Source organism: Priestia megaterium NBRC 15308 = ATCC 14581, from assembly GCF_000832985.1.
GTDB lineage: Bacteria > Bacillota > Bacilli > Bacillales > Bacillaceae_H > Priestia > Priestia megaterium.
Genome location: NZ_CP009921.1, coordinates 101039 through 125409, shown reverse-complemented (window position 1 = coordinate 125409; position 24371 = coordinate 101039). Strand labels below are relative to the sequence as shown.

Below are 24371 nucleotides of genomic sequence, written 5' to 3'. Positions count from 1 at the left end.
AAAGGAGGTCTCTCCCGTGAGATTATTTGTTGGTTTAGATGTAAGTTCGTTTGATATGAAAGTATGCATTTTAAATGGTGAAGGAGAAAAGCTGAATGCCTTTACCGTCACCAATGACTTACCAGGCGCGACGTTGCTTAAAGAGCTTTTATTGGACTGCATAGGCGATCAAGAAGTTGACGTCTTAAAGATTGGCTTAGAATCTACATCGGTCTATAGTTTTCACCCGTCGATGTTTCTCCATCATGATGAAGACTTAAAAGTCTTCGGTGCCAAGGTGTTTGTCATGAACCCTAAACAAATAGCTAATTTTAAGAAAAGCTATTCGGACATGAACAAAACAGATGAAATCGATGCCTTTATCATTGCGGATTACTTACGTTTTGGACGTAACCAGATGTCAGTGGTCAAAGAAAGCCAATACGTGGCCTTACAACAACTGACTCGGTCCCGTTACCAACTCATTCGTATGATGACAAAAGAAAAGCAGCATTTTCTTCAACACCTAAGCTATAAGTGTAATACTTTCTCTCAAGAAGTAGACTCCTCGGTCTTCGGTAACGCAATGATGGAGCTTTTCTTAGAGAAATACAGCTTGGAAGAACTAGCCCACCTACCACTGGAGGAACTAGCAGCATTCCTTCAAGAGAAAGGGAAAAACCGATTTGGTGACCCGAAATGTGTGGCAACCTCCATTCAGAAAGCCGTGCGATCTTCGTATCGCTTGGACAAGGTAGTGGAAGATTCCATGGATGTGATACTTGGGACCTCGATCGAGGTCATTCGCACCTTCCAAAAGCAGATAAAAGAAATTGACAAAGCGATCAAAAAACTGATGGCTGGATTGACACACACGCTTGAATCCATCCCTGGCATTGGTCCCGTATTCGCTGCGGGTATCATAGCTGAAATTGGCCAAATAGACCGGTTTGATGATGAAGCTAAAGTAGCAAAATACGCAGGTCTATACTGGCGAAAGCATCAGTCTGGGCGCTTTACTGCCGAAGACACGTCCCTATCACGTAACGGTAACCACTACTTGCGATATTACTTAGTTGAAGCCGCCAACTCCGTACGAAAGCAAGTTCCAGATTACCGGGATTACTACGTGAAAAAGTACAGTGAAGTACCAAAACATCAACACAAACGTGCACTCGTTCTAACCGCAAGAAAACTCGTGCGATTGGTGGATGCGCTACTACGCAGTCACCAACTCTTTACGCCAGAAAGGGGCGTGAAAATATGACATAAAACTTGTCATCGCTACCTTTCAAATAATTTCCAGTAAATAACATTCGTTACTGGTCTAGTTTCGTGATGCTTTTTTTAAGTAAATTGCCCTTTGATAACTTTACGTTCTTTCATTTTTCAGTTGACATACTACCGCAGGTCTTTATTCTTAATATTCAGACATAACAAGCGATTCTGAAACCTACCGAGAGGTATTCATAGTTTATCATACATATCAGCATCTACTCTGTCTTTTCAAGTACTAAAAGGAAATATATACCCGTTTCTGGCTGGAAGGGCAAACCCTATATTGGCATGCATAGTTTTCACTAAGCCCAATAATGCACAACGTTTTCGGCATGTACGAAGAACCTCGTGTATCTACTGCTTGGAGTGTTGTCGCTTCGTCGGAATTACCCTCACGTCATCACTCTTCACAGATCGTGGATACACCGTCACTGTTTTGTTGCTAGATCACCAATGAGTTTTAGGACGCACTCATCGAACCTTTATTTTTAACCGTATACCTTGATCCCCTTGTGATCCGTTTAGGGGAGGCACGCAATATGAAGTTGTCTAGGTTCCATTACTCGTGCTCTCAGCACGTTTCAAAATCGCTTGTCTGTTTGGCTTAAGAATTATGAACTTTTTTGAATCACTTCTGTTAATTCTTCTTCCCTTTTTCTTCGCTTGGCGACGATGGTATGAGACTGATCCATCACTGAGCGTACGTCATAATAAATATCAGCTACACGCTTTATGTCGCCCGTTCCATTGTCAACAGCTATACCACCTTTTAAGCTGTATGTTCTTCCGTCAAAGGTTTTGGCACTCTTCGCGCGTACATCTGATATGTCATAGAATGCTAGTCGCTTTTGTGCTTCCATGTTCATCGCCCCTCTTTAACTATTAATTAAAATTCCACATGTCATTTTATCTGCTTACGACTAGGTAAAAGAATATCTTCTAACTGGATCTCCAAAGCTTCAGCTAGTTTCTTCATACTTTCAAACCTTGGATATGGTCGAAGCCCACTTTCAATTTGAGATATAGTCGATTGTGGGACTCCTGATATTTGTGCTAAATAGCACTGACTCCACTTATTTTTCAACCTTTTCTCACGTATGGAATTTATTTCTAACACCTCCTTGAACACATTATATTCGATATAAGATAATTTTTAAACAGATTTTACCGAAAAAAGGTAATTTCTATTAGATAAATTTCACAACATAAATAAATTTTGATAAAATTAATGAAATAACTTTAAAGAAAGTAGATAGATAATTATGAATGAACTTAAAAAGTACATCGGCACAAAAATTAAGGAACATCGTAAGAGCCTTGGTATGACCACCATTGAATTAGGAAAATTATCAAATACATCTCAGAGTACTATTAGTACCATAGAACGTGGGGAAAGATTTGGTACATTTGATACCATGATAAATGTGTGTGAAGCTCTTCAAATCACCTTATACGACATATTACCTCCAGAAAAAAGTGAAAATTTAAATGTTCCTCAGATTCATAATGAACGCATCGCACTTATATTAGATAGGTTATCTTCTGAAGATATTGAGGTAACAGAAACTCTTGTTATAAACGATATGTCGCTCTTAAGAACACTGAATAAATTAAACCCTAATCAGAAAAGACATTTATCCAATCACCTAAATTCGATAATAAATAATGATTGATTATGTAATTTAAATGTTACAGGATTTAATACTTTTAAGGGAGGGTCAAAAAAATACCCCTCCTCAAACAATCGTAAGTGCGGTATAATATATAACCTTCTTTTTATAGATTGTGGTTCTCAAAAACATAAAAAAAGCAAAATGCAATGGAAATTAGCTACAAACTAACTCCTCACTGCATTTTGCTTTTTATAATTCGTAATTGTCTTTTTATTGTTTCGACAGATTTATATAATTTGTCAGCGATTTGTGATTTATTTAACCCTTGTTCTTTTAAGGTATAAACTTCACGTTCTGTTGGTGTTAATATCTTTACTTTTCTTTCTTTCCTTAATTCTCCAACCAATACATTTGTAACATCAGCATGGAGACTAACTTTCCCTCTAAACGCTTCTCTAATAGCATTAGGGATATCTCTATAAGATGTTTTCGTTATGTAATTAACAACCCCTGTATCAAAGCATTCAAGTATAATATCCTTTTCATCCCAAGAGGTTAGCATAATAATTTTCTTTAAACCCTTTTTATATAGATAACTAGCGACCTCAAGACCACTGAAGTTTTCATCATCAATTGAAAGTGATAAATCTAATAACACTACATCTATATTGGTACAATCAACTTGTAATGCTTCTTCTTTGTTGTAAGCTTGCTCAACAACAATGATATCGTCATCCTTTTGTACATAATCACTTATAGATTGCATCCAAACTAAATCATCTTCTACGATCATCAATTTAATTTTGTCGTCCATAGGCCTTTTTCTCCTATCGAGTTAGAATTAGATTGTTCGCTTATTTTGATATCAACAACTCTCTTGGATGGAATTGACAATGTGAATATCGTTCCTTTATTAACTTGACTTTTCACTGAAATACTTCCATCGTGTTTTTGGAGAATGTTATAACATTGAGTTAAACCCAGACCATAATCATTTGTAGATCCTTTTGTTGAATAAAAAGGATCTAATATACGATTAAGATCAGCTTTCTCTATACCCTTACCATTATCTATAAAATCGATATAAACTTTTTTACGAGATGCATAGACTCTTATTAAAATTTGGCCTTTTCCATCCATAGCTTCAATAGCGTTTTTGATTATGTTCAAGTAAGTTTCTTGTAATTGCTCAGTATCACCAACTATTGTGACATCAGCCATGTACTGTCTCATGATTTTAATATCTTGATTATTATATAAATAAGCATTAGATAATTTAATAGCCCTATCAATACTTTCATTAAGGGAGAATTCAGATTCTTTAAGCTTTATAGTGTTTAGCTTGCTTTGAATGCGTGTTGATAACTCTAGAAGGTGATTTGTTGAATTTAATACTAAATTTAGCTTTTCAGAAGATTTTTCATCGAGTGCGATTTGTTCCTTTAATTGATTTACTAGCAAATCAATTTTAGCTATTTCATTTTTTATTGTATGGTTAAATAAAGCTGATCCAGAACGTGCTGCTTTCATTTTAGAATCCCGTATTTCCTTTTCAAACCTAATTCGCACACCCAGAATTCCATATCTAGCTCCAAAATAAACGAACACTAGAAATTGACTGACAATAATCCACGGATTGTAGTGCCATACGCCTACAATACCTAATGCTTCTAAAATAATATTTGTAACCAAAACAAAGGTAAACATTGGTATGACAAATATGCAAGTTAATATCTTTCTTCTTTTAATAGTTGGTCGATCTTCTCGCCAAGCAGAATAGATTAATAAAATGTTTGCTGTAACAACATAGGGTACTACCCATAATGCTAAAATACGAAAATCCACTTTAAACTCTGGATACACTTGAAAAATAGGATACATAATGAAGATTGGGATTAGACAAAGCAGCTTTAATATATTTCTCTTTCCCGTATTTCTAATGACATCTGAATAAACTAATCCAAAAATCAACATACCGTATGGAGTAAAGTAGTGTCCTATCGATGTAAATATTCCATCTAAGTGTAATATCCATTCTGGACGATTTACTCCCTTTCCCAGTAGAGCTCCTATTCCCCCGAAACCTCCGAAAAACCCTATAATACTGGCCCACCTAATTTTTTCATTTTGAGGATTTCTAAAAAAAAGAATTGAACTCATTAACCAAAGTAAAGCTACCATTATAAACATAAACATATGCGACTTACCTCGTTAGCTTATTTTGTAGAAATGAAATGGTATCCTTTGCAATTTTTTTTCGTTTAAGAACTATTCCAGCATGTCCACAATTATATACGTATCGTGTAGGCTTTTCCCAAGCCTCCCATAACAAATCTGCGTCTTGAATATGAACATATTGATCATATTTGGCAGAGATCAGTAAAATATTATCTTTACTAATTTTGGGGAGGGCTTGATTTGGCTCGGTTACTTCCCAATATTTTATTAAATCGTTATAATTCACTCCATGATGCTCTAGGTCTTGTCTTATATACTTACCAGGAATCGTATTCCATATCGAATAACTAAGGCGATTAGAATACATTATGGAAACTAAAGCATCAATCTCAGGTTCAAGTGTAGCAACTAAATTTGAGATAAAGCCACCAAGACTAACACCTATTATAATTACGGGACCTTGTTTGTTATTTTTTATCCATTGGATTAAAGCCCTCAGATCAACAATTGCTTGTCTAGTAGATTCAACAGTCCTATTAATATTAGCACTAACCATAAATTCTCCACTGTAAAGTGATGTCTCTGGCTGACGTTCCAAGTGGTAAGGAAGCGTGTAGTAGTACATATTCCATCCTAAATTATTCATAATCGAATTATGAAAAATCTTCTTTACCCGATCAAACCCTTTCATTCGCCAACCATGTACAAAAATAACATGAGGCTTACTTTCAGATTCATTTAAGAAAGCCTCTCCCCTTACGTAGTCATTGAGATCATCCCCAGAAGGTATCAAACTTTCAAATCCAAATTCACCTATGCTATATCCTTTGTCTGTAGAAGTTATGTTCAATCCAATATCTGAAAGTGATGCTGGTACTTCAAAAAAAGTTTCTCTATCTATATTTATTGGTATATGAGCAGAATCAATATAGTATTGATACTCCTCACTTCGGTCTTTATGCAAATCATTTAAAGCGTAATGATCTATAAGTTTTGAAAATAACAAATCAATTTCTCCCTACGACCTAAAAATTAGATATATTTTAGTTTTTTGTTAAATTTTTGTACTCTTTTTCATGATATCAAACTTGTGTTCCGATTTACATGAACCCACATTCCTTTTATATCCAATATTTAAGACCTAAATTTTTGGATATTATTTGAATTATAAGTAATAAAGTACATATAGATCATATATTTACCATTACATGAGATTCAAAATCCCTATAAAAGCCCTATATTCCCCTAAAAAATCCACATAAATATTCCAATTATTAATAACAAACCAATAATAGGAGCTACCATTCCTATTACTCCCAATACTATATAGCCGAACAGATACAAGCCACAAAAAATACAAAAGACTGCTGCAACAATAATTAATGCTGCTCCTTTAAGCATAAATAAAACCGTAAGAATTAAACCTACTATAAGGAAAGATATAAAGTTTGGAATTTCATTATGCTTCAACAGCTTCATATAAACCCCTCCCCACTCCATTTCTGTAATTATCTTTTTCATAAATTAAAATTGGCTGATCCACCTTAAGTTTAACTAAAGTTTAACTTAAGGTGAACTTACGGTGAACTTACCCTAAAAACTCACGCGAACATACCACTCACCCACTATGGAGTTAAACTCACAAGCGAACGAGTTTAACTAAAGCTCACTCACTCACGAAAGGAGGATAATGCTTGTTTTTGTTGAATCTGTTAGAATAAGTGAGTGGTAAGCAAAAGGAGGTGATTGTGTGAGCGAATGGTTTACCGTACCTCAAATGAGCGAAAAAACGGGTATTCCGCAACAAACATTACGAAGATACATAGCTTCTCATGCACATTTATTACGCATAAAAAAGGAACATAAAGCTTATCAACTTCATAAAGATTGTTTAGATATACTAGCGAGAATACGTGAGTTATATGGGAATGGTAAAAATGCGGAAGAGGTAGACAAAATCCTTACATCACAAGGGGTGCCAGTGACTGTAGAGGTTGTGAGTGAGAGTGGTGAGCAAGAGAGTGCAGAGCTGAGCGAAGTTGTGATGGACATAAAAAAAGCCTTAGATGAGCAAAAAGAGTTTAACAAGCAACTTTTAGAAAAATTTAAAGAACAAGAAGAACTATTAGTTTCTCAACAAAAGTACATCGATGAAAAGTTGAAACAACGTGACGAGCAACTGATGTTATCAATGAGAGAAATGCAAGAAACAAAATTATTAACGTCTATTAGTAAAGAAGGTGCCAATACTGAAGAAAAAAAAGAGTCTTGGTTTACAAAACTGTTTAAGAAGTAAAGTTTTCCATTATACCATATAAAATGGAAATAGGGGAGGGGTATTTTTTTACCCCTCCCCAAATCTATTATATTCATATACGATGAAGTTGATTCCTCCAATAAACAGTGAAGGATCGATTGTAGCTAAATATACTTGTTTTGATATATTTTGCTATTTTTTATTGAATTTTGAGATGAGTTAACGCTATAATAAAACTAACAAAAAGGTACGGAATAGAAAAAAGACTTCAACTGTTTAAGAAGTGTTGGTCGCACTCTTAAACCGTTCCCCCTAAATCCGGTAGGGAAAACACTTGTCGAAGTCTCTTGTTAATAGATTCATTTTTTTATAAAATAAAACTTATGTTTTTATTTTATACGAAATTGACATCTATTTCAAGGGCTTAGTTCATCAAAATCAAGGCATTGTTTTCCTTTCTCAAGGGAAACAGTGTCTTTTTTTGTTCCTAAAAGGAGACGATGAACAAATGACAAAGATATTAACCTGCTATTTAAAAGATGTAGATACCTTCAATGGACGGTTCAAATGGTTATGGACCCACAAGTCCACACTTCGTAAAAAGAAAGAAGAGTTTTTAGAAAGTCTTCGTGCCCACTTTAAACAACAACAATCAGCTATACATAAAGAATTTCCTAAAAAGAGAATGGAAATGCTCGATCACGTCATCTACAACCTAGTGGCTACGGGTATTCAAGCGATCCGTTCTGAAACACTTATGAAGAAATTTAATGTGTCCAAAAGTACAGTTTCTCGTTTTGTACGCTCGTTAAAAGCGACTTCGTTTGTACTTGTGGCACGTTACATCAAAGAGGATGCAACAGGTACTCATCCTGACAGTTATGTATTTGTCCTTAAAAGTCATAAAAACTTTCAGCAAATTTGCGACGAAATCTTTTTTGCTCATGATACAACAGGTGTACAAACGCTTCAACAAGAAGAAATGACCACTCCTGTGACACGTCCTGTGACGCATCCAGAAAGTGCTAAAAACGTTGATACACCAAGCTTAAAGGCCGATAAATCACCTGATGCCTTTATTAACCTTGATTTACCTGTAAATCATATAAATAATCATTTAATATCTGTTTCACAGGCCTTCACTTATATCAAGGGTGTGCCTAAGAAAGTCAATCAAGTCTATGCAGGTAAGTATGGACATCAACTACAAGACTTTTATGTTCGTATTCAAAATGCTGCAAAGTCAGTAAAAAAAGATACAGAGATTACGTTTAAGAAAGAACAAGTACATGAAATTGCGTATACATCCATTGTGGGCTTAGATAAATATGTGCATGAAGCCAATCAACAAGGCAACCCGTTATCCCTACGGGATATGTGTCGATTAATCTATCAGATTGCGAAAAATCAATTCTATGAATTAATAAGGCCTAAAAGTCAGGATTATTCATCAGTATACGCAAATCAACAAGAAGTTATACATAACGAAAGCAAAGAAACAACATTAGCTACTCCAAAACGGATTATCCGTAAGGAACTAGTTCCAAATTGGTTAAAGGCTGAACAGCAGCAAGAAGAAGTCCCAAAAGAAACAAAGATGTCTTTGGATCAACAGCTTGAAATGATTCAGTTAAAGCAAGATTTAGGACAAGAGCTAACACTAGAAGAAGAGAACTTGCTGGAGGAGCACAGCTCCACGTATAGTTTGTTGGAAATAGCCCAGGTAAAACAAGACCTAGGACAAGCTTTAACGCCAGAGGAACAAGAATGTTTGCGCCAACATAACCAGTTAAAAGACACAGCTTCCTAATTAAAAAAAGTAGAAATTCCTTAGAAGCTGATGTTTTAATAGAATATGTTTATTTAGAACTGTGTTCTAAATAAAAAATGACTAATAATCTACACAGGAGGAGACTAGTATGCCACATAAAATTACCTTAACCGGATCAGCCACAGGACCACTACGAGAATACGATCGCTATGTTGCCTTTGATATGCGTGAAAAAGGGTCACCATCTGCGCCGAAAGGATTAAAGAAGAGTACCTTTATTTCGTATACCGTATTTGTTGCGAAGAAAGCCTTTAATAAAACCGGGCTCACGAAGAAAAGCATCATGCATGAAAAGATTTTAATCCAAGGGGAACCAACGTTGGATATTCCCATTGATGAATGCCCTGGTGAAATAGGCGTGATCTGTTTCCAGATTACCGTTCTCCCGAATAAAAATGACAAAGAGAAGAATGAGTCAGATGCGAAAAAAGAACCTAAACAAGAAACATCTACGCCTTCTGAAGCCCAAAAGAAAACGGAATCTATTAAACAGGAAGAAGAACAAGCAGCTGTTTCTCAACCTGTAGCAAAGGAAGAGAAGAAAGAAGTAAAGCCTATTCAGCCAGAAGTACAACAAGTGCCTACAGAAGAAAAAAAGGCGGAGGAAAAAAAGACAACACTATCAAACCAACCAAAGGGAACTCAGGATTTATTGAACTTTGATGATATTATCGTTCCTGAAGAGTTCTTAAAGACACGCCCAAACCCTGAAAAAACACAAAAGGTGATCGATTTTGTGAAGCGTACAGGGTGCTTAGATGAACCGTTGACAATTGAAAAAGGGTCAAAGATCTTAAAAGATGGATACCGTCGTTATGTAGTGGCCAAAACAGTCAAAATGGATCAAGTTCCTGTTGTATATGAGTATCAAAAGTAAGAACTCAAAGAAAAAGTAACCATTGTTTATCGTTTCACTGACAAATTAGACAAAAACAGACTAAACAAAGTGATAACCTATGTCCAATAGATAAAAAGGTAAATGAAACAGGATTTAATCTCTGTTGAGGAAGGATGAACATCTCCACTACTATTCTCTATACGTAGCTTTCTATACATCTAAGTCGCGAATTGGAGGGAGATATAGTGACTAAAAATCAAAAACTGTGGACGGAGGAAGAAGATTTATTTCTAAAAGAACAATATGGGCGGATGACACTCCAAAAAATTGGTGAATGTTTAAATCGTAGTAAAGAATCGGTTAATAAACGGGTCTCACGACTACAACTTCGCAACAACCAGAATGGCATACGCAAAAAATGGTCCCCTGACCAAGATACGTTCTTAAAAGTAAATATTAATAGGATGAACAATCGAGAGATTGGAAAACATTTAGGCAAGAGCCCTTCTTCTGTTGCGAATCGAATTAGACTGTTAAAATTAGTACGAAATACGTCGTTACGTAGATGGACAAAGAAAGAAGATGAATACTTGGTAAAATGGTATGGAGTCAAATCACTTGACCAAATATCTAGACGCTTACAACGAAGTACACAAGCATTAGAGTCTAGGTTATATCGCTTAGGTATACGTGGCGTAAGAGCTCATCTGGGAAATGTTACAGTTTATGAACTAGCAGAGTGCCTGCAAGTTGATGTTCATACCATTTATAACTGGATTCAGAAAAAAGAATTGCCCTATAACATCTTGAGAGCAAACACACGAACATTTTTAGGAATTGACGTAGCAGCTTTTTGGAAATGGGCACAACAGAATAAGGAACTTATTAATTTTTCTAAGATATCCCTAAATACTCTGATTCCAGAACCCGACTGGGTAAAGGAACAAAGAAAATATGATTATTTTAATCGACCTAAATATGAAAATAAAAAGTGGACTGAAGAGGAAGATGCCCGTCTATGGTACATGTTTTACCAAGAAGGTCGTACTCAACAAGAAATTGGCCAACTAATCGGTAGATCAGCCCATGGAATTCAACGGAGATTACACCGACTACGGAAAAAGAAATTACCTCAATAACTCCTACTTTTTATGATTGTTTTTACTGGTCCCACATACTAGTCCTTTCCATTGCACATTCATTTTGTGAAACAGCCTTTTTTTATAAGAAAGGTAGCTCTATAGAAGCATAGAAATTTAGGTTATGCTTAAAAATGTTATATTTTACACTTTACTATTATTTAGTGCTTTATTCCATAAAGGAGAGGACTCTATAAAGATAGATGGGGTTCTCTTTTCTCTTTCACTGATTAAATTGTGTTTTCTAGCCTGATAATTTATGAATTGCTGTTGTTAGGGATTTTCTTATGTTCTCTGAAGCAGTCTGTTTTTTATTTTCCATTATACTCAAAATCTATTCATACCTATAACAAAGACCGCCCATTATGTATTAGTGTATAAGGCGGTCTTAACTGTATTCATGCTATATGATTATGACAAAAATATCGACATTATTCTAAAAGGTTTTAAAAATACGTATTAAATTTATTCGTTATGTTTGTGTTGTATTTTGATGTCTTAATAGATGATATGGTATTGGCTTGTCCATTATGACCAAAACAAATCAAAATAAACCAGAATCGTATAAAATAATTCAAAAATGGAAAGGATGTGTACAAAAAGGAGTGGTTGATTGTGTCATGGTGGAAAAATCCGAAGAGAAGTAAATTCGGACGTTTTTTGGACAAAAACGGGATTACTCAAACAGAATTTGCAAAAAAAAGTCACGTATCGAAGACAACCATTTCAACTTTATGTAATGAAAAAAATTATTCTCCATCTCCAAAAGTGTTGAAAAGGGTGATGGATACAATTAAAAAAATCGATGAAAATAAGCAGTCTCATGATTTCTTTAATATATAAACATTTATAAAAAATAAAAAATTATGTTACTGTAAAACAGTTACATATCTCACTAGATTAGTTGTAGTATAATAAGTTTATACATATATTAAGTATGAGCTCTTCTGTCTTCTAAGCTGTATATGTTATACATCTTTAGTTAATAAAAGGTCATCTTATATTGATTTATTTCTTAATTTATTGTAGAATTATTCAGACTTTTTATAAATTAGTTTATGAATTTCCTCAAAAGCTACCTGTCCTGCAACGATGGGGTAGCTTTCTTTTTTATCAGAAATCATATCTTCTTAGTATCCTATGTTAAGTTAATTTTGATTCCATTTGAGGATGACGATACTCTAGATATTCCATCTCTTTGCTGTTTAGCTGAACCTTTGTATTTCTCCATCAATTCATGAATACTTGCTACCTGTATAATTCGGATGTGGTCAGAATTGACAGCATAACGAACAGGTGTAATTAAAATAACAGAAGGGAAGATGGCTGCTCGACTCTCTGGCTGCCAATGCAATGCTTTCCACTCATCCGAAAAGAAAAACTCTTCATAAAGATTGATCTTAGCTTGTATTTTCTGTTCTGAATACTGATTGCGTTGAATTTCAACCCAAAACGGAGATCCTTTAAAGATACAAAAGAGATCGGGTTCAATGCCTCCTTTTCGTCCAGTGGGCTTATCTTCCACAATGACATTCTTAGGCATATTATACGAACACATTTGCTTATAGACATCCAAAATCGAAAGAAAATGTAATATTTTTTGAGAATTCTTTTTAATCTTCGCATCCACAGGCAAATAGACGGTCGGAGAATACTGCTGGGTGCGTTCAATCAGCCCTAATCGATATAAACGTACCATGACGCTATTGCACGCATTTACAGGCGATTTCAGCTGTTTGAAGAACAGTTCCACTAGTGAGTCTCGATCTACAGCCCGAAACTGATTGATAAACCCAATGATGTCTTTATCACGCTGAGATAACCGAAAGCTCATCGCTGTTCCTCCTTCTCCAATAACCCAAAGAGAGGCTGTGGCACAACCTCTAGCCGGGGTTCAGGATCTCTTACGCGCGTTTTATAAGGCGAAAGCATTTCCTTACAAGCTTCTTCATCTAAGAAATACGCTTGAAACTCTTTGACTTCATCAATTTTAATTTTCATGCGTCCCCTGGCTGCAGCATCGATTTCTTCTGCTCCTAGTACTCCGGCTACTTTCGCATTTGTGGCATCGGCCTGCCTACCAGAGATCCGAACCCGTAAGTTTGCCTTTAGTGCTGAATTCAACAAATCGGCATCTGGACGCTGCATGGCAATAATCGTATGAACACCTAACGCGCGACCCTGGCTCGCAAACTGTTGAATCATCTCTACGAGATCCGTTTCTCTCTTTACTATGCTCATTTCATCTACGACCACGACAATGCGAGGTAATTTAAACGGAAGCCTGCTGATATGAGTTACACCATGCTCTAACAATAAATCGCCTCGTCGATACATTTCAGCTCGTAATAATGCAAAAGGTTTTCTCATATCCTTTGCCTCAAAACAAAGCGCATCCACATGCTCAATCCCGTGAAATAACCCTAAATCAGCTCGCTTGAGATCCACTAAGACTAAGCGTAAGTCTTCAGGAGAGGCATATTTCACCCACGTTGTGAGGATGACACGCATGAGGCTACTCTTTCCTGCGCCAATTTCGCCAGAAATCAGTAACGTTTCTAAATCCGCAAAATCCCATGAAACGGGGGTTCCATAGATATCTTGACCAATGCATACCGGAAGCTCCATTTTTTCAATATAAGGATGAATGGCTTCATAACTATAATTGAGCATCTTAGGTAGGCTTTTGTGATGAACGGTGATACTAAAATTCTTCAGGCTGCCATTTATTTCGATGTTGCTGCCTAATACTTGTCGTAACGCCCATCTCTTTTTGTTTAAAAGATCAGGATCAATCCCGTTTAGTAGGGAAAAGGAGTAGCGCGTGTACGTATAATGGTTATCGATTTGATGAATTTTAGGAAACAGATAAGAGGTGCGATCTCCATGTTTAACCATTCGGTAAATCTCTGCCGTACGAAACGCTTTAATCAATTGGCCACGCAATTTGAGTTTTTCAAACATGAACATTCCTCCTCAAAACATAAAGGTCGCAAAAAAGTAAATCAAGGCGCTATAGAAGGTAACAGGCAAGATAAAGCGCATCACTTTTGAAAACTGATCAACAAGATCAATGACACCCCATCGTTCTAATATTCGTTCGATAATAGCCATTCCTAAGACAATGCCTCCTATGGACAAAATAGTGGGGTCAAGCATGGCAAGTGGACTAAACGGAACAAAAGAATAAGCCTTGAAGAAACGAGGTCTCGTAAGAGATGATTGGAAGGTTAAAGGAAAGATCTTTCGAAAAAGAAACCTTTGTGTTTTTCTCATGTTGATACCTTCTTTCATTCATTTAATTTTTGGCCTTTGATTTATGCATAATTTCAGCTCAACGCATCCGGTCGCCCCCTTCGCCTCTTCGGCTCAGCTCCCTTACAGGTTCCATGAAGGGCTTCACTAGGCGTATACAGCTTGTATTAACGCACTAACGTTACTAAACTAGATACTGATTAGGTAATGAAGTCGTAATTCTTTAGATACTATGTAGCTACTGCAGGAAGCTTGCCTGTCCACTCAAAAAATAAAAAAGAACCCTTACTGCAGTAGGTAAGGGGTAGATGGTTATGTAAGAGGTGCTGGTTTTTTATGTGTTAATGGATGTCTCAAAGTTCTATTTTTTCATAACATGGTGTAGAAAATTATTCATAGAAAAAGGGAGAATGGATTTCCATTCTCCCTTCAGCCATCAATTATAAAGTTGTATTAGAAACGTCCGCCGCCAAGTTGTTGCTCAGCCATTTGTACAAGACGTTTTGTGATTTCGCCACCTACTGATCCATTCGCGCGTGAAGTTGTATCAGCACCAAGGTTTACACCAAATTCGCTCGCGATTTCATATTTCATTTGATCGATTGCTTGTTGAGCACCATGTACCAATAATTCATTTGTATTGCTATTTTTATTGTTTGCCATTTTATCCAGCTCCTTTATTGTTTGTAACGTTAACATGTGTAAAAGGAGAATCAGTTATTCATAAAATGAAAAATTAATTTTAAAATATTATTCCCTTTATAAATTCGTAGAGGAAACAGAAAAAATGACTGCCTGCTGGGAAAAATTCACCCTCTTTGTTAAACGAAATCTACTGGTCATCGTTCCTAAAATAAAAAGAAACCTACTCGATAAAGGAATAGGCTTAAAAAAATAGCTAAGATAACATTCAAACAAGATTTCTATTATACATTACCTCATTAAAAGAAAAAAATGCTTGTGTTTTTAAAGGTAAAAAATACTATTTGCTCCCATTATAAGTGTACGATATATTTTTACCTTTTAAATCAATAATTTACATTTATTAATTTAAAAGGTAAATTATTTATATGAATCTAGAGAGTATGTAAAATATCTTTTGTCGATAGTAAATTAAAGCTAAGGGAGATGGGGATTATGGAGAGCCTAAATATACTAAAAGCTTGGCATTTTGCTGAGAATTTAACTCCTGGTACAGTGCCATCTCTACCTGGAAAGAAATTTGGAAAACGCATGAAAACGAAAGAGCAACCACGTGTTCGAAAAGCAAATCTAAAGGAGAGGTTATGGAAAGAAGTTGAGCTAACGAATCCTTCAAAAGATTTCCTTGTATTTACGTATTATCTAGATTGTTATTATCAGGATACACTAATCAAGTTTCTTCGAGATCAGTTTGGAATTAAAGATGAAATTATAAACGCTAATTGGAATAGAAATTTTAGCATTACCTTTTCTCTGAACGAGAAAGGGGAATATATTGAAGGATCACTTTTTATTCCGCCTCTTCAGTTACTAATTACCGAGTTGAAAAACAAGAGTGATTATGTGACAGAAAATTTTTCAGATCAACATTTATTAATCATGAAAGAATGGGAAGAGCTTGCTAAATCAGCCTTTATAAACGGTGTGAATGAATTGGCTATTCTTCAGCTTCTTAAGAAATATGAGGAAACATTTCATCGTTTTACAACCCGGCCCATTCAATACGGGCAGCATTATATTGAAATTTCTATTTTAAAAAAGGACGAGCCGTTGGATCTGAAAAATTTCACGAGCTTTTATACGGGAGATTTAGAGCGTATACTGCGTAACAAGCCAAACGCAACATTACAGCAATTTTTAGAGGGGCGCCAATTGGCTATTAATATTAATGAAAATCGTTCTGCTATTGAAAATATCATCCTACCAAAAAACTTACCAGTAGGGCGTTGGCCTTCAACGAACCAATATCGTTTATCGTTAATGCAACAAGTAGCAGTAAATCAAGTCGTTAATGGAAAAGAAAAGATTAATTCAGTAAATGGTCCACCAGGCACAGGGAAGACCACACTACTTAAGGATATCTTTGCACAAATTATAGTAAATCGAGCAACGGAGATGGCAAAGATTTCTGATCCTACGGAAGCATTTGAAGATAGTAACCTATTTTTAAAAGAGTCGTTAACGAAGTTTAAGATAGTTATTGCCTCTAGTAATAATGGGGCAGTTGAAAATATTTCAAAAGACTTGCCAAAATTAGGGGAATTAAAATTAAACCCTGATCATCTAAATGACAACAAGTATTTAACAGAAATTAAAGAGCTAGCTTTTTTTGAAGAGTTTTCGAAGCAATTAGTTTTTGGTTTATATGATGCGAAAAAATCAAACGATTTTATTTTTGCACCTTTATCCGTAGCACTTGGAAAGAAAAGCAACCAAACACAAGTAGCAGATGTATTAAAGGTTGACACGGTTAAAGATTTATTAAATGCAGAAGCAGAAAGGCTAGCACCCTCAACATGGCAGGATGCGGTCAAAGAATTTACAAACCTGTATCAAGAGATTGAACATGATAAGCAATTGTTGAATACACATATTGAAACTTTAAAGCAATCTCCTGATTTTGATTTGCAACTAGATCGCCTTACATTAGATATACTTGACTACCAAGAACAAGAGAAAGATGTAAAACATCTCCTCAATGATATTTCCGTGCGTATAAAAGAAAAGAAACAGCAATTACAACAGCTACCTAAGCCAACATTTTTGAAACGACTCTTTAATAAAGTAGATAATACAGAGAAGAATTTACTAAAAAAAGACTTGAAACATTTATCCGTATTAGAGAGTAAACAGCTAAAAGCTTGTCAATCGGTAGAGAAAGAATTAGAGCAACTCGCTCAGGAAAAACAAAAGCTTGAGCTACAGATGGAAAATTTATCTGCGATGCAAAGGGTATATAAGAAAGAACGTTTGGAACTTTCCACTGATGCACATTGGGCACAAACAATTGAGGCCTATGAAAAACGTCAAACGGACATCATTTGGCAGACAGATTCACTAAACTTTAAACGAGGATTATTATTTATTAAGGCTTTAAAGCTTCACAAACTACTTCTTGTCTACAACGTAAAGGCGTTAGAACGTCCACTTAAGATTTTTGGAGATCGAAGTGAAATTGACTTAAATACAAATGAAGGTATTCGTGAACTTGAAAATATGTGGGATGTAATGCATTTAATAACGCCGATTGTTAGTACAACGTTTGCTAGCTTTTCTCAAATGTATAAAGGGATTGGTAAAGATTTTATCTCCTATTTATTTATTGATGAAGCTGGTCAGGCGACGCCTCAACAAGCAGCAGGTGCATTATGGCGTTCTAAAAATACGATAATTGTAGGAGATCCCATTCAAATTGAGCCTGTTATCACATTAGATAAGACTATTTTAAATGATATCCGTAACCGTTTTAAAATAGAAGAGCATTGTTTAGGTATGGAATCATCTGTACAAGTTTTAGCTGATTTGGCAAATCCCATGGGGACATTTAATGATAAGGGTCAACGTATTGGAATACCTCTCTGGGTACATCGACGCTGTGCTAATCCAATGTTTTCTATCGCAAACGAAATTGCTTACGACAATAAAATGGTGCTCGCTAAAGATTCTGACGAGAGTGCTGGTGTTTGGTATGACTGTCACGGTGTAGCAACTGATAAGCATTATGTGAAACAGCAAGGTCAATTTGTTCTAGACAGAATTAAACAACACTTTCAACGCCTTCAGCAGTCAGAGACAACTTCTCTCTTCCCAGATGTCTTTATTATTACGCCTTTTACAAAGATAAAAACAGAGCTTATTAAATTATTGAAAGCTGAATTGAAAGCTGAATTAGTAAATATAGATGGACGAAAGTTAAATAAATGGATTGAAAACTCTATTGGGACAGTTCACACGTTCCAAGGGAAGGAAGCAGACGTTGTCTATTTTGTTGTTGGAACAGACCAACAATCAGACTCTGCAGCAGACTGGTCATGCAAAAAGCCCAACCTACTCAATGTAGCTGTTTCACGTGCTAAACTGGAGTTTTATTTAGTTGGTGATTTCAAAAGGTTAAGTACGAAGAGAAATTACAAAGAATTTGCAAATAGTTTAAAATTGGAAGATGTAACGTCAGCTAAAAATTTAAACTTTAGTATTCATTAACCAGTCCTAAATGGGCTTTGATGCAAAAATGGTTATAAAGAGAAGTAAATACAGACAAATAAAAAAAGAGAAGGTTTTATCCCTTCTCTTTTTACTATATAACCCTCTATACTTAGATGCTTTTCTTCATGCCACAATCCCGGCATTCGCGCAAGAAAACGCCACCTTTTACTGAACTTTTGAAGTAAGCTGAGTTGCAGTTATCGCACCGGCCACTAACCTTATCCGGAAATTCAGCATAGTCATACACTTTATCAAGGTCAATTTCTTGCTGCTCTTTCTCTTCCATTTTGATCACTCTTTTCTAGTTGCCTTTTATTAGATTACCACAAATAGTGAAGGTGAAATTATTTTATGTAAAACGAACATCAATTAGTTCACTTAACCTCATTTTATTTTTTAACTCAAATACTTCATCAATGAAAATAAATTGATCCCCCAGGGAATCAACAAATTGGATGAATCCTGTATCGGTTATATGATGCCCGTTCTTATAATATGTAAGGTATACTTGTTTATTTGTATGTAGTGCTTCAATCAAGGTGAAATTGATTTGTTCCATTTGCTCTTCTGTTAAAAGAGGTTGAGGTACTTCTAGTTGCTTGTTTATGATTTCCTGTAATCCTATGTATTGCTCTGGCATGCTTGCGAAAGCTCTCCATTTTTTCATACCTCTATCGTGATTCATGATATCTTCCTCCTTTATGTTAGGCTTTATGGCCTCCTATAAGACCATTTCGATAACGAGCTGTTGAATGATCCAGATAGCTTGAAGCCCGCAGCACACTGTTCTTCCCATAACGCATACGAATTTCATCTATCGTTTTGGCAAGAGCATAGGCTCTTTCTCGCTGATCGATATCCTCAAATAAGCTCATTTGCTCCTCTTCTTCAATGCTCGTATTAGATAATGAAATTCCAATGGAGCGAATCGGCATTCCACTATCAAAATTATGTAAAAGGGTTAAACAATAAGGGAAAATATCTTGGCTTAAGTTTGAAGCTCTTCCCATTTTCTTTTGTCTTGAGAAGCCTCCACCTGTTTGTTTACTGTAGCCAATCGATAAATGGATCGTTTGAGCCACCACTTGATGCATGCGTAAACGAAAGCAAACATCGTCCAATAGCTCCAATAGTAATAACTCAACTTCTTTTCGGCTCGTATAATCTCGAAAGAGAATCTGACTTTTCCCAAAGGAACGGGAACTAGGGATGTACACATCTGAAATACGACTAAAATCAATTCCATTCGCATGTTGGTGAAGTTCCTGTCCCATGATGCCAAATTCTTTTTGTAACATCTCTTTAGAAGAAAGAGCGAGTTCTTTTATGGTGTAGATGCCTAAACGGTTTAAGCGTCTTTCTGTAGCTGACGAGATCCCCCAGAAATCCTTCATGGGATGAATCGACCATAACTTAAAGGGAATATCCTCATATCGCCAATAAGCAACCCCTGTTGGGCTGTGCTTCGCTTCATGATCTAAGCTGACTTTAGCCAGTAAAAGATTAGGACCGATTCCTGCCGTAGCTGTCAGTCTTGTTTTGCGATAGATCTCATTAAGTATTCGATGAGCTAGCTCCTCTGGTGTTCGAGCAAATAAATGCAAGGAAGCTGTAACGTCAATAAACAACTCATCAATGCTATACGCATGAAAGTCTTCAGGAGCAACATACTGTAACACCAAACTAGAAATATAGTTCGAAGCCTTGATATACCTCTCCATGGATGGATTCACCACATGGATATCTTTCCTTTTAGGAATGTCAAAGAGACGACTTCCTGTTTTGATCCCTTCTTTCTTTAATAAGGGGGTGGCAGCTAACACAACAGATCCCGTCCGTTTGATATCTCCTACAACAGCAAGCCTTGTTTTCAACGGATTTAAACCTCGGATGACAGAAGAAACTGAGGCGAAAAACGATTTCATATCGATACATATAATGACTCTGTTTGGTAGCTGTCCATAATCCATTGAACTAACTCCTTAATAAAGAACGTTTGTTCTTTATTATATACGAACAAACGTTCTTTATTCAATGGAATCTTTTCCCGATTATTGCTGTTATCTCGAAAAAAGAACTCAATATAGTTAAGTTATAATAAAATAAAAATTTATTTTGAATAACTTATTTGAAGTTGTTGTTGCTTTTACTGCAAAACTTAATTGTTTTATTACCAATAATTCTGTTGATAATGTTAAACTTATATAGCCATAAGTTGATATGCTTATTATTTTGATAACTACATTAATTTATATAATTAGAGGTGCCATTATGATAGAAGGCTGTCAGAGTTGCTGTTATCCGCAACTTTTTGAAACATTCAGTTATTTAAACGAAGATTATGTTCCAGGAGCAACCCGTGTAAAACAATACGATAATGAAGTGGAATTCTGTCCTATATGCGAGATAGTTCTTTTAGAAGATGACTATATAGTAACTAATAAAGAGGATTTTTTAGAAGAAGCCATAGAATTTTTAGCACAAAAAATCAACTATAATATCAAAGAATGTCAGTATTGCAATGGAACTATTATCCCTTACGAACAACAGTATGGGGATTCTTTGAATTTAAACTTAGTCAGTGAATTAGTTGACGAATATTATATTCCAACTGAGCTACAACCACAAATTTACTCTAAATTAAAATGTTCGTGTGGTAATCCAGTGAATTCAGATGATCCTTATGTTAGTGAACAAGAAATTAAGGACTGGTTTGGTGACGAATTTGATTTTATCATCAAGACATTTGGAATATCTGCAGAAGAAACGGGAGAGTTTATCCTGTTCTTACAAGAACACCCTATGCTTGGCTTAGAGCATAATATCGGAAAGACTATACTAGATAAAATTAAAAAAAGGGACTTTCCTTTTATTGAGACCATAAAAGAAAGTACAGTTTACTATAGGGGAAGAACGAGAAATCAGTTTCAAAGAATGGTGCCTTTCATTGCCGAAGAATTATGGAATCCACCAATTGGTTTTCCACAACAAGGTAGGTTTAACCCACCAGGTGTAACTAATCTATACTTAGCAAGTGAAAGAGAAGTCGTATTAAAGGAAATATCGCCTCAAAAGAATGATATTGTAGACATAGCTGAATTTGAAATTATTAAAGATTTAAAAGTGTTTAACTCGACAAAATCAGATATTGATATTTTTGCCTCCATGGCAAACGACCAACATCATTTATCTTTCTCTTATGAATATATATTTCCTAATTTTCTAGCCCAGTGCTTATCATTCTGCGGCTTTAATGGAATTATATATAAAAGTGTTCAAAGTGAGAATGGTGTCAATTTATGCCTATTTAACTTTAATAAAGATACAGATATCAGAATGAATAAAATCCATACTAATGCTAATATTCAAATTTCTGATAAGGAAGATCCTTTCGGATTAAAGCCAAGACCTCAAACTATAGAAGTGAAAAATGATATTGATGATGACCTATTAACAAGTATATTCTAAATACGTTTTTTTAACAGTTCTGGTGCAGGTATTTGAGTAGGATATAAAGGGGCAAAAATCCCCTAATGGAATTCTGTCTTAAGCAACAAGGCCAAATAATTGATGAATCCAATTATATAAAGAAAAACACCTTACGATTAAGCGCAAGGTGTTTTTTCCTTTAAAAGGATTCGTAATCTCTTAATTCCTCATATATATGCTTTACAGCTAGTACATCATCAAGCGCCCTGTGTGCATGCTTAATACTGTAACCAAAATAACTAGCAACCTCTTCGAGTTTAAATGAATAGATATCACCTTCCCTTTTTTCTTTCTTTAATTTTCTTCGTACAATAGCTAATGTGTCATCTGTTTTATTTTTAGGCGGTTCAGGTGAATACGCATCTAAAAATGATTTATCGAAAGGCGTATTGTGAGCAACCAATGGTAAATGGCCTATAAATGCATAAAACACTGGCAACACTTCTTCTACTGAAGGACTTTCCTTTACATCTTCATTAGTAATCCCTGTAATTTTAGTGATTTTTTGCGGAATACTTTTGTTTGGCTTCACTAGCGTTTGAAACGTGTCGACCACAAATCCATCCATTACCTTTACAGCTGCAATTTCAATAATTTCTGCTCCTTTGTCAGGATATAACCCTGTCGTTTCTAAATCGAATGCAATATATTCACGATATGGTTTCCTATTAGGAAGAAGGAGTTTCAATTCAGCTTTCATTTCTTTATCTACTTTTTTCTTTTCCTCATCATGCCATATTTCCAATAATCCTTTGTCATGGTGAATGTTTTCTTTTACGTAGGTTGTTAAGTACCCATAAGGCTTCCATCTGATAAAAGAGCTGTCCAGCACTTCAAAGGCTTCAAGGATACTTGGTAAAGCAGCTCTTTTCTTTTCAATCAGACTTGTTTTTTGATAGTCGTGCATGCCAGTATAGAAATTAAGCACAAATGGAATCAGTCTCTCTTCTTCCCTTGTATAACAATCTTTGCACACGCAATGTCTTCGATGATACCATTGTATGGTTGTGCTACATTGCTCACACGTATAGGTCCTTTGTGAATCAATCTCAATATTTTCTATCGTAGTTACTTCCGGCAACTCATCATGTGCCTCTACTCCTGCGTATAATGTGTTTATAGAATTTTCTTGTGTTTCATAGGTATTTTCCTTCAATACCTCTTCGGTCACCTGGATTTTCTGTGGTTCTTCTTTTACCCCTTCTTTTAAAACAATCGGACCTGTATGGTCATTACCCTCTTTTTTAGATAAAAATTGGAACATTTTTTGGAATAGACTCATATTCTCCTCCTTTTTCACATCAGACATCCAGCAACCTTTATCTATAACATCGATCCTTTGTTCTCATTAAAAATTATTCATCATCTAATTACATCAAATGAATTATGAAAAGTAGACGAAAGGGAGCTGATGCTAATCGACTACCTTAAGAATGCCCATAAATGGCTTTATTCCCAATCTCCTGTATTTCTCACTCCTCTTGGTTGTCTCCGGCCAAATTCTTCCCAATAGGGGAGTCTAGAAAGTATAAAATCTTTTCTAATATCATCAATTTTAGAATTATTAATCGCTTCCTCTTTATTATCTATTTTACTCAATTCCTCTGCATATACTGGACCTAATCTAAAGGATGGCGAAATAAATTTAGCAGTATATTTTCTGTTTCTAACCTTACAGGTAATGCTATTTCTAGCTTTAATATTAGGTAATAGCCTATCGAAGGTCATATATATTTCGTTTTCTCGAACCAACTGTCCTCTTTTTTGATTTAGTTCTGGATTCCCATCAAATTCACTTCTAGATCCAAATATTAAAACAAATTGTGGTCTAACAGCTTTACCACTAGTTATTTCTCTGTCAATATCATAATATTGATAAAAAAGATTTTGATGTACAGGGTTTGATAACCAGATTTTCCAATCACTAAGTTGATTCTGCGCTTGAGTAAAGTCTGCTGTTGGTACACCGTTTTTTCTAAACCATCTCTTGTTAGGTGTTTCTATTTCTATGAAAATTGGATAGATAGTTCCACTATCTGAAGCAATCCATAAAAAATCTGGTACCTTAGACATCAAACCTTGTAATACTGGCTGAGTGATTAAGGCATTATTATATGGTGGATGACCCGATTCACCATATATACCAAAAGCGCCCGGTAAAAATGCAGGGTTTCTCTCAAAAAATTCTTGAAACACAATTTCTTCATGCCCATTTTGTTTCAATAATTTTTGATATTCTTCTATTGCTATGTTTTCGTAAACATCCCAATCCAATGCTTTGGGAGCATCATCAATTAATTCATAAGCCTTCTTGTAAATAGACATA

At 35.4% G+C, this 24371-nt stretch carries 24 protein-coding genes; 9 read left to right on the top strand and 15 right to left on the bottom strand.

Features of this window, described 5'->3' with window-relative positions:
- The first annotated feature begins 16 nt into the window (after nt 1-16).
- The gene (locus BG04_RS28090) at nt 17-1246 is read left to right on the top strand and encodes an IS110 family RNA-guided transposase (protein ID WP_034656042.1); all 1230 of its coding nucleotides are present in this window, start codon (nt 17-19) and stop codon (nt 1244-1246) included.
- 622 nt (nt 1247-1868) lie between these two features.
- Here the strand turns inward: BG04_RS28090 and BG04_RS28085 are convergent.
- Entirely contained in the window at nt 1869-2117 is a 249-nt protein-coding gene (locus BG04_RS28085; protein WP_034656040.1) for a hypothetical protein, read from the bottom strand.
- 41 nt (nt 2118-2158) lie between these two features.
- Nucleotides 2159-2374 carry a helix-turn-helix transcriptional regulator gene (locus BG04_RS28080; protein ID WP_034656037.1) on the bottom strand — a complete coding sequence of 72 codons (216 nt, stop codon included), beginning with the start codon at nt 2372-2374 and terminating at the stop codon, nt 2159-2161.
- A gap of 145 nt (nt 2375-2519) precedes the next feature.
- Here BG04_RS28080 and BG04_RS29175 point away from each other — a divergent pair, with 145 nt between their 5' ends.
- Nucleotides 2520-2930 carry a helix-turn-helix domain-containing protein gene (locus tag BG04_RS29175; protein WP_051975673.1) on the top strand — a complete coding sequence of 137 codons (411 nt, stop codon included), beginning with the start codon at nt 2520-2522 and terminating at the stop codon, nt 2928-2930.
- Between the two features lie 172 nt (nt 2931-3102).
- Here the strand turns inward: BG04_RS29175 and BG04_RS28070 are convergent, their stop codons facing one another.
- The 4 genes from BG04_RS28070 to BG04_RS28055 all read right to left on the bottom strand — a co-directional run bounded on the left by BG04_RS28070 (nt 3103) and on the right by BG04_RS28055 (nt 6527).
- Nucleotides 3103-3684, bottom strand: a complete 582-nt coding sequence (locus tag BG04_RS28070; protein ID WP_230586631.1) for a response regulator — start codon at nt 3682-3684, stop codon at nt 3103-3105.
- The gene (locus BG04_RS28065) at nt 3663-5060 is read right to left on the bottom strand and encodes an ATP-binding protein (RefSeq protein ID WP_051975680.1); all 1398 of its coding nucleotides are present in this window, start codon (nt 5058-5060) and stop codon (nt 3663-3665) included. The genes BG04_RS28070 and BG04_RS28065 overlap by 22 nt, the downstream gene beginning before the upstream one ends.
- A gap of 13 nt (nt 5061-5073) precedes the next feature.
- Nucleotides 5074-6054: an alpha/beta hydrolase gene (locus tag BG04_RS28060; RefSeq protein ID WP_034656034.1), complete on the bottom strand. Its 981-nt coding sequence runs from the start codon at nt 6052-6054 to the stop codon at nt 5074-5076.
- A gap of 239 nt (nt 6055-6293) precedes the next feature.
- On the bottom strand, nt 6294-6527 hold the full coding sequence (locus BG04_RS28055) for a hypothetical protein (RefSeq protein ID WP_034656031.1): 234 nt from the start codon (nt 6525-6527) through the stop codon (nt 6294-6296).
- Between the two features lie 271 nt (nt 6528-6798).
- On the opposite strand from BG04_RS28055, the gene BG04_RS28050 reads away from it, so the two are divergent.
- The 5 genes from BG04_RS28050 to BG04_RS28030 all read left to right on the top strand — a co-directional run bounded on the left by BG04_RS28050 (nt 6799) and on the right by BG04_RS28030 (nt 11956).
- Complete coding sequence (locus tag BG04_RS28050; protein WP_034656028.1) at nt 6799-7344, top strand: DUF3967 domain-containing protein; 546 nt, start codon at nt 6799-6801, stop codon at nt 7342-7344.
- A gap of 469 nt (nt 7345-7813) precedes the next feature.
- On the top strand, nt 7814-9115 hold the full coding sequence (locus BG04_RS28045) for a hypothetical protein (protein ID WP_034656026.1): 1302 nt from the start codon (nt 7814-7816) through the stop codon (nt 9113-9115).
- 109 nt (nt 9116-9224) lie between these two features.
- Nucleotides 9225-10013 carry a ParB N-terminal domain-containing protein gene (locus tag BG04_RS28040; protein WP_034656023.1) on the top strand — a complete coding sequence of 263 codons (789 nt, stop codon included), beginning with the start codon at nt 9225-9227 and terminating at the stop codon, nt 10011-10013.
- Nucleotides 10014-10219: 206 nt separating this feature from the next.
- The gene (locus BG04_RS28035) at nt 10220-11113 is read left to right on the top strand and encodes a sigma-70 RNA polymerase sigma factor region 4 domain-containing protein (RefSeq protein WP_034656020.1); all 894 of its coding nucleotides are present in this window, start codon (nt 10220-10222) and stop codon (nt 11111-11113) included.
- Nucleotides 11114-11728: 615 nt separating this feature from the next.
- Nucleotides 11729-11956: a helix-turn-helix domain-containing protein gene (locus tag BG04_RS28030; RefSeq protein ID WP_034656018.1), complete on the top strand. Its 228-nt coding sequence runs from the start codon at nt 11729-11731 to the stop codon at nt 11954-11956.
- Between the two features lie 295 nt (nt 11957-12251).
- On the opposite strand, the gene BG04_RS28025 is transcribed toward BG04_RS28030, so the two are convergent.
- From BG04_RS28025 to BG04_RS28010, 4 genes are all read right to left on the bottom strand, one after another.
- A complete protein-coding gene (locus BG04_RS28025; protein WP_034656016.1) occupies nt 12252-12947 on the bottom strand; it encodes a hypothetical protein in 696 nt (231 codons plus the stop codon).
- The gene (locus tag BG04_RS28020) at nt 12944-14077 is read right to left on the bottom strand and encodes an FtsK/SpoIIIE domain-containing protein (RefSeq protein WP_034656014.1); all 1134 of its coding nucleotides are present in this window, start codon (nt 14075-14077) and stop codon (nt 12944-12946) included. The genes BG04_RS28025 and BG04_RS28020 overlap by 4 nt, the downstream gene beginning before the upstream one ends.
- A 12-nt stretch (nt 14078-14089) precedes the next feature.
- On the bottom strand, nt 14090-14389 hold the full coding sequence (locus BG04_RS28015; RefSeq protein WP_034656012.1) for a hypothetical protein: 300 nt from the start codon (nt 14387-14389) through the stop codon (nt 14090-14092).
- A 432-nt stretch (nt 14390-14821) separates the two neighbouring features.
- A complete protein-coding gene (locus tag BG04_RS28010; RefSeq protein WP_034656009.1) occupies nt 14822-15031 on the bottom strand; it encodes an alpha/beta-type small acid-soluble spore protein in 210 nt (69 codons plus the stop codon).
- Between the two features lie 474 nt (nt 15032-15505).
- Between BG04_RS28010 and BG04_RS28005 the strand changes: the two genes are divergently transcribed.
- Nucleotides 15506-18553 (top strand): DEAD/DEAH box helicase, encoded by a 3048-nt coding sequence (locus BG04_RS28005; RefSeq protein ID WP_034656006.1) that lies wholly within the window; start codon nt 15506-15508, stop codon nt 18551-18553.
- A gap of 112 nt (nt 18554-18665) precedes the next feature.
- Here the strand turns inward: BG04_RS28005 and BG04_RS31180 are convergent, their stop codons facing one another.
- The 3 genes from BG04_RS31180 to BG04_RS27995 form a co-directional block, all read right to left on the bottom strand.
- On the bottom strand, nt 18666-18842 hold the full coding sequence (locus tag BG04_RS31180; protein ID WP_168797093.1) for a DUF8096 family protein: 177 nt from the start codon (nt 18840-18842) through the stop codon (nt 18666-18668).
- A 63-nt stretch (nt 18843-18905) separates the two neighbouring features.
- Nucleotides 18906-19241 carry a YolD-like family protein gene (locus BG04_RS28000; protein ID WP_034656002.1) on the bottom strand — a complete coding sequence of 112 codons (336 nt, stop codon included), beginning with the start codon at nt 19239-19241 and terminating at the stop codon, nt 18906-18908.
- Between the two features lie 19 nt (nt 19242-19260).
- Nucleotides 19261-20526: a Y-family DNA polymerase gene (locus tag BG04_RS27995; RefSeq protein ID WP_034655999.1), complete on the bottom strand. Its 1266-nt coding sequence runs from the start codon at nt 20524-20526 to the stop codon at nt 19261-19263.
- Between the two features lie 301 nt (nt 20527-20827).
- On the opposite strand from BG04_RS27995, the gene BG04_RS27990 reads away from it, so the two are divergent.
- A complete protein-coding gene (locus BG04_RS27990; protein WP_034655997.1) occupies nt 20828-22024 on the top strand; it encodes an RES family NAD+ phosphorylase in 1197 nt (398 codons plus the stop codon).
- 160 nt (nt 22025-22184) lie between these two features.
- Here BG04_RS27990 and BG04_RS29170 read toward each other — a convergent pair whose 3' ends face one another.
- Complete coding sequence (locus BG04_RS29170) at nt 22185-23327, bottom strand: 3'-5' exonuclease (protein ID WP_051975672.1); 1143 nt, start codon at nt 23325-23327, stop codon at nt 22185-22187.
- A gap of 167 nt (nt 23328-23494) precedes the next feature.
- On the bottom strand, nt 23495-24370 hold the full coding sequence (locus BG04_RS27980) for a Shedu anti-phage system protein SduA domain-containing protein (protein ID WP_034655994.1): 876 nt from the start codon (nt 24368-24370) through the stop codon (nt 23495-23497).
- Nucleotide 24371: the final 1 nt, after the last annotated feature.